At 36.1% G+C, this 6181-nt stretch carries 7 protein-coding genes and 1 pseudogene; all 8 read right to left on the reverse strand.

Going from position 1 to position 6181, the window contains the following annotated elements:
• Nucleotides 1–19: 19 nt before the first annotated feature.
• Nucleotides 20–241, reverse strand: a complete 222-nt coding sequence (locus tag DIZ30_RS02050; RefSeq protein WP_001009054.1) for a hypothetical protein — start codon at nt 239–241, stop codon at nt 20–22.
• A complete protein-coding gene (locus DIZ30_RS02055) occupies nt 238–528 on the reverse strand; it encodes a hypothetical protein (RefSeq protein ID WP_000055376.1) in 291 nt (96 codons plus the stop codon). Before DIZ30_RS02055 ends, DIZ30_RS02050 begins: the two co-directional genes overlap by 4 nt.
• A complete protein-coding gene (gene mobT / locus DIZ30_RS02060; protein ID WP_000426689.1) occupies nt 525–1709 on the reverse strand; it encodes a MobT family relaxase in 1185 nt (394 codons plus the stop codon). Before mobT ends, DIZ30_RS02055 begins: the two co-directional genes overlap by 4 nt.
• Nucleotides 1710–1890: 181 nt before the next feature.
• The gene (locus tag DIZ30_RS02065) at nt 1891–3294 is read right to left on the reverse strand and encodes an FtsK/SpoIIIE domain-containing protein (protein ID WP_001130244.1); all 1404 of its coding nucleotides are present in this window, start codon (nt 3292–3294) and stop codon (nt 1891–1893) included.
• A gap of 21 nt (nt 3295–3315) precedes the next feature.
• On the reverse strand, nt 3316–4089 hold the full coding sequence (locus tag DIZ30_RS02070) for a hypothetical protein (protein ID WP_000185761.1): 774 nt from the start codon (nt 4087–4089) through the stop codon (nt 3316–3318).
• Between the two features lie 9 nt (nt 4090–4098).
• Nucleotides 4099–4476, reverse strand: a complete 378-nt coding sequence (locus DIZ30_RS02075) for a YdcP family protein (RefSeq protein WP_001234191.1) — start codon at nt 4474–4476, stop codon at nt 4099–4101.
• A gap of 20 nt (nt 4477–4496) precedes the next feature.
• On the reverse strand, nt 4497–4811 hold the full coding sequence (locus DIZ30_RS02080) for a YdcP family protein (protein WP_000421279.1): 315 nt from the start codon (nt 4809–4811) through the stop codon (nt 4497–4499).
• Between the two features lie 199 nt (nt 4812–5010).
• Nucleotides 5011–6093 (reverse strand): annotated as a pseudogene (locus tag DIZ30_RS02085) (3'-5' exonuclease); the annotation flags it as partial.
• Nucleotides 6094–6181: the final 88 nt, after the last annotated feature.

The raw sequence follows: 6181 nt of genomic DNA on the forward strand, positions 1-6181 counted from the left end.
TTATCATGAAAAATATCTGTTAAGCACCAATGATTCGGTTAAATAAGTTTAATAACACATCTTTCACGCCAGCTGCATTGAACACAAGTCCGACGGCGATTAGAGCAATAATCAAGAAGCCAATGAGTTTTGAAAATTCTCGTTTAAAACCTAAAAACAGTCCAATGACAACAATCGCTAACAATACCAATGACTGTGCATTATCCAAGAACCAGTTGTACAAATTCTGCCCAAAATTCATGTGATTGTCCTCCTTTCCTTAAGATATTTTTCTCGATAATAGATATAGCTTTTTACACGCCTTAATAATTGAAAAGGGGTTAAATGCTCTCCATAGACGGTTACTCGATTGGTATAATTATTATAAAATCTCACCTTGTAAAAATCATAGGTATAGATGGTATCACCAGCTTGCCGTTTTCCCTCAATAATGAGAGACGTATATTTCCCTGTATTTTGTATATACGCTTGAAACTCAATGCCACACTGAAACCCTAACTTCTTTAATTCTTTTGTTAAAAGGCTCATGTAATCAAATCCTCCATGGCTAGATGTTGTTGTTCAATTAATTTCTCATGTTTTTCTGTCAGTTTGGCTTCCTGAATCATGGTGGAGATAATGGTTGTACCGTTGAGAACATCTAAAATGCTTGCGATTTTTAATGTAGGGGCGACTTGATGATGTAACCAGTTCAATGTTCGTTCAAAAGAATAAGGCTCTGGCTGTGTGGTTAGGCGTAATGCTCCACGATTTTTACCGATAAACCATTCCCAACGTTCATTAGTTTTCCAATCACTCCGACGTTTAGTGTCGTCTTTATCTGCAAAGCGGATATAGCGATTGATAATTTCAAAGGCTGTTTTTTCCGCCTGTTGATGTGCCAATAAATCTTTCATGGCTTGGGTGGCTCGGTCATTTTTTAACCGAATTTCAAACCGATTCTTTACTTCTGCGTCTTCTAAGGGAACATCATTTTTCACGTATTGCTCATAATCTTTCTCATATATACAGAAATAGACTTCACTTTTTAATGAGCCAATATAAAGTGTGTTTCCCATGTATGGTTTTTCATCACGGTGAACCAATTCACCACTGCGATAATTTTTAAAGCTTCGAAAGACGGAAATGCATTCTTCCTGTTTACATTTCTTTGCCAAATCTGGAATATTCAAAATCCCTGTTTTATCGTTGATAGCTAAATCCAAGCGTTTGAAAATACCTTTATGTTCCATGCAATCTTGAAAGAAATCATACCAGCTCCGATGTTGAGCCAATAGAAAGTTTTCAAATTGCCGACAGCCTTTTCCTTTCAGTTCTAATAAAACACCTTTACTTACATCATGAGAGACTAGGACAACAATATCACCGAAACGATAGTGTTCGGGATAAGAATAATAGCCAAAGTCTTCGTGTAGCATATAATCCATATTCAAACGTAAAACCTCACCGATAATTTGAGCCACATCATTGGTAGGGAATCGAATCCGTACATAGTCGAATAACATCTCCAATGGGTTATCGGGATTGAAGCGTTCCAAAGCGTTCAGTAAATCTTCTTTCACCTGTTGAGTAGGGACTGCCTTGCCTGTTTCAATATCCGATAGGTAAGGTCTGGTAATATGAGAAGCAACCGCCAGTTTATTTTGAGAAACGCCATAAGCCAGTCGCTTTTCTTTCAATTCCTTAATCCAAATTTTTTCGTTTTCCATTCGCAAACCTCCAATCTAAAAAAGATGTAAACTATGACCCTTGAGTTTACACCTTTCATATTTTCCGCAATCCTTTGTACCATCAACATTGGTTGATGAGAATTGCCTGTTTTCAGTTGTATTTGTGCCCCCCTGTTAGATAGAGGGGGCTAAAGGATTGGCGTGGCTAACGCCACACCAATCAAAGCAAGTCTGAACCTGTACCTTTCACTTCGTGCGGTACAGGCTCAGATTGCTTTTTTTGAATGACTTTTCCTATTTCTCCTAAGAAATCGTACCTTTTTGGTACAAGGGGTGTATAAAACTCACTAATCACACTTTTTCCTGTATCCACGTAACCTCTTCCCTTGATGGGTTTTAAGAAAAATTGTTTTTGTGTATCGCTTCCGAACATCATACCAAAGCCCATTTCAGACATACGACCCAAAGCCACACGGAAGTTAAAGTTGTCCCGAATCCCATCACTAAAATATTTTGCGTCTGGACGTTGACAGGCAAGAATTAAAAAGAAGCCTGCTTGTCGTCCTAACATTACAATTTGTTTGAGTTTATGAATAACGGTGGTACTTTCACGACCTAGCATATCCATCATTGCCACATATTCATCAAAAATAAGAAAATTGGCAGACAAACCAAGATAAGCATAATTTTCTCCTGTTTTATAGTTAGGGTGTTGTTTCATGGTTTCACTGCGATCAATCATATCTTCGTAAAATTGATTGATACATGCCAACATATCTTCTTTACGGTAATAGACATTATTCATGACCGCCCCTAAGTCTGCCAAATCAGCATTTTTAGGGTCAAGAATATAAAGCTTTGCATTTGTATGCAGGAGAGATTCAATCAATGTGAGAATAAAATAGGATTTTCCACTACCAGTGCCCCCAGCAATTAACATGTGAGGGAGAGAATCGAACTCCCAATAGACCGATTCCATCAATTTGACACGTCCATCTTGAGCTACCACGTCTTCAATGCCAATTCGATTGCCAATAGTATCATAAAGTAGGACATACTCTACATAAGAATCTTTCAACGTTTTTTCCACTAATTCACAATACAATCCTGTTTCTAGTTTGTTTTCTAGGTGCAAAAGCTGATCTTGATATTTCCCTAAGGTGATTTCTACATGAATATGGATTAGTCCATCTTTCATTCGATAATATATTTTAGGAAAATGGCGGATTCGTTGTTTGGTTTTCTTGCTGGGTAAATCTTTAAAGAATCCCTCTGATTGAGTTTCTTCGGCTTCATACCAATGATTTTCTAAAATCATACGAGCTAACTTTTGACGGTGCTCTAACTGTTTTATAGAATCTATACGATAGTGATAATAAAGCCAGCTGATAAGTCCGCATACAAAAAGAGCAGTGAGAATACTGCTCCAAAAGTATGGCGTATGAAGTTGATAGAAAAATGTATCTAACTGAACTGCTTGCCAGTTCACCGATTGTAACGCTCTCCAATGAAAAGGGAGTAGGACGACTAGAAAAACTACCAGCAATGAAATTAGTACAAAATGATAGACCAAGTGCTTATCGTTGGCTTTGATTCGCTCTCCTCTGTCATGAAGCAATGGCATAAAAATCCTCCTTTCCACCTATCAAAATAATTGTGTATTGTAGATACGAGCCTGTTTATCAAAAGTTGGTTGAGAAATGGCTTCATATTTCTGATAAGCGATTCGCTTTTCAAAGCGTAAATTTTTTTCTTTCGGATAATAATGACGTCGATAGAGAGTGTGTCCTAACAGTTTTTTCGCTTCTTTTGTCAACGGATAGAGATAGCGAAACATGCGTCCATTGATTTTCTCAATCCCTTTGTATTCGCAAAATGCCTGGGAAAGCCAATGCTTTTTCTCTACCTGTTCAAAGCGAGCATTTTCCTCTAATAAAAGGCGAGCACTTCGAGGGTGTATCTTTTCCCATGACTGCTTATCACGATAGACACTTGTCTTGAAATACCCGCAGTAAAAGAAGTTGGACGCTTGATAGACATAGCCACATTTTCCCTCAATTCCATCTGCCAGTGTATATAAAAAATGACAGTCCGTATGTTCTTTCAACCACTTAATTAGAGCTGAAAGAGCTTGACTGCCAAAATAATTGGTTTGATTCATTTCTGGAAGAAAACACATCTTTCCAATTTCTAAATAATCTGTGGTTTGAAGGGAACTGTCGGGAAAGAGTTTGCGTATGGTTTGTAGGGGTTGCGTACCCCAGCCTAATTCCACAACGCCTAATAATTTTTCTTCTGAAAAAATCCCTAGAAAGTATTTACACAATCTAGGGAGTATCTTTGAATAATGGTATTGCCGAATAAAAGAAATGGCTTCATCCTTCGGAATTTCTTTCAAAATCAATGGTGTGTTTGTCATAAGCAACACCTATTTTTCACTTTCGGACGCTTCTTTTTTATATTTCTGATGAGGTTTTGTCTGTCCTTTTAATACAAGATCGTCTGCTTTCACGTACCAATCAACGTCTGCCCCTCGAAAAGTAGCCGTCGCTACGGTATCTGCCACAGGATTGATTAATTCCACTTCTGCGTTGTAGTCAAATTCTTTCAAAGGAACAGAAGCGGGGATACTGACTTGTATCATGCGTCCTTGTCCTTTTGATTTTAAGTCATAGGTACGTTCTTTAATTTCTTCGGAAACCGTACCATCTTCATTCTGGATACGAACCTCACGACGCAAGGCGGAAAATTTCAATGTGCCAAATGTCTGGTCTTTTTCAATCACAATACCTTCTGCTAATCTCATATTTTTTCACCTTTCCTTTCTTATGCTTTCACCATATCGTCTGCGTGCATAATGTAATTGGTAAATCCTCGATTGCCAATTTTATAACCTTCTGCGGTAATATGTGGGTTGATGAGTTTGACTTTTTCGTCGGATTCAAAATGTTTCTCGCCAGCTTCGGAGGGAAGAATGACAACAATATCATCTGCTCGTTGAATCGTTGAGTATAAATTGTAACTACGAGAGAGAATGGTTGGTCTGCCATTTATTCGACGTTGTTCAATGTTCCCTTCACCAGCATATTCTAATTGTCCAAATGTTTTTTCCATATTGGGAATGACATATTTAAGTTCCATATTTTTACCTATCCTTTCTGTTTTTATGTTTGAATGAATCTTATTTGTGTGATGGTTTTAAAGGGGGGAGAGCGACCTTTTGATTCTTGATTTTTTATTTTCATAAGTTCACTTCCTTTCAAAATTGGGTAAAAAAATAGACGCTCCGTACTGAGCGTCCGATTCCTACTATATTTAAAACAACGACTACCTAGGTATTTTAAATATTATAATCAAATTCTATTTTATCTAATAATTGAGTGGGATAAAGCAAGTCTCCTTTACTCGTAAAATAACCCACCTCTGAGAAAAGAAATAAATTATTTTTTGCTCTTGAACAAATTACGTATAGTAGTTTTCTCGCTGAACTAATTCCTTTATCAGAAACATTAAAAATTTCATTCCAATGAGGAATTTTCCCGTTTAGAAGATTAATAGCGATAACAGTATCATACTCATTTCCTTTAACTTTATGTGCTGTAGTAAGTGTGATACCATCTCGAGATTTAAACATCTTCTTAAAACTAGATACACTACTAGATAATGAATTATTTTTTATCCGATCTTCTACTTCGTTAATAAAAAATAGATAGTGCTTAAAAATAGACGGGTAATTTTTCTCGTCAATATTAAGATTAACAAATATATGTTTGGTAACAAATTTGTATAAATCAACACCGTTGTCGTCTCCACTATACATTCTTTTCACACTGTTTATTAGCTGTAATAAATCTAAGTCAATAAAATAATCTTTAACTTCTATTCCAAATTCATTTTTTAATATAATTAAAATATCGTTTGCAATTAGCTTTCTTCTTCGAACCTTTTCACCTGATTCAGTAAAATACAAAATTGCTAACTTGAAAAATAAACTATGATTATTTACCTTAATTGGTGATATATTTATAGCATCAAAATTGCAATACGGTAATTCTTTCTTTAAATACTCACCCAGTGAAAACAGAGGATAGTGTTGAGGAGCAAGTACACAAATATCTTTTTCATGAATGCCGCTTTCAATCTTTTCCTTTATTATATTTTTTATTATGTTGGGTAAATCCTCCTTAGTAACTTTGCAATCATAACTTATAAAACCACGGTCGTTTTTATTATTCCCTCTGCTTTCAATCTCGTAAGGACAACTCTGAAAATTAGAGTAGAAGTCTACTAATCTCTGATTAGACCTGTAACAGCCATGTAGCGTCTTTGATTGAAAAGTGTGACTAGTTAGCATTTCTAGTTCTTCAACTGATTTAGCTATACCATCTAATGATCCATAAATTGCTTGGTCAATATCTTGGATAGGCTACAATTAACTAGACAGAAAAATTAAGGTGTGTAGACTAGAAGAAAACATACCAGGAGGAATTTTTATGTCTAAGAGAACACGA

Source organism: Enterococcus sp. H57, assembly GCF_003112495.1.
Classification (GTDB): Bacteria; Bacillota; Bacilli; order Lactobacillales; family Enterococcaceae; genus Enterococcus_B; species Enterococcus_B faecium.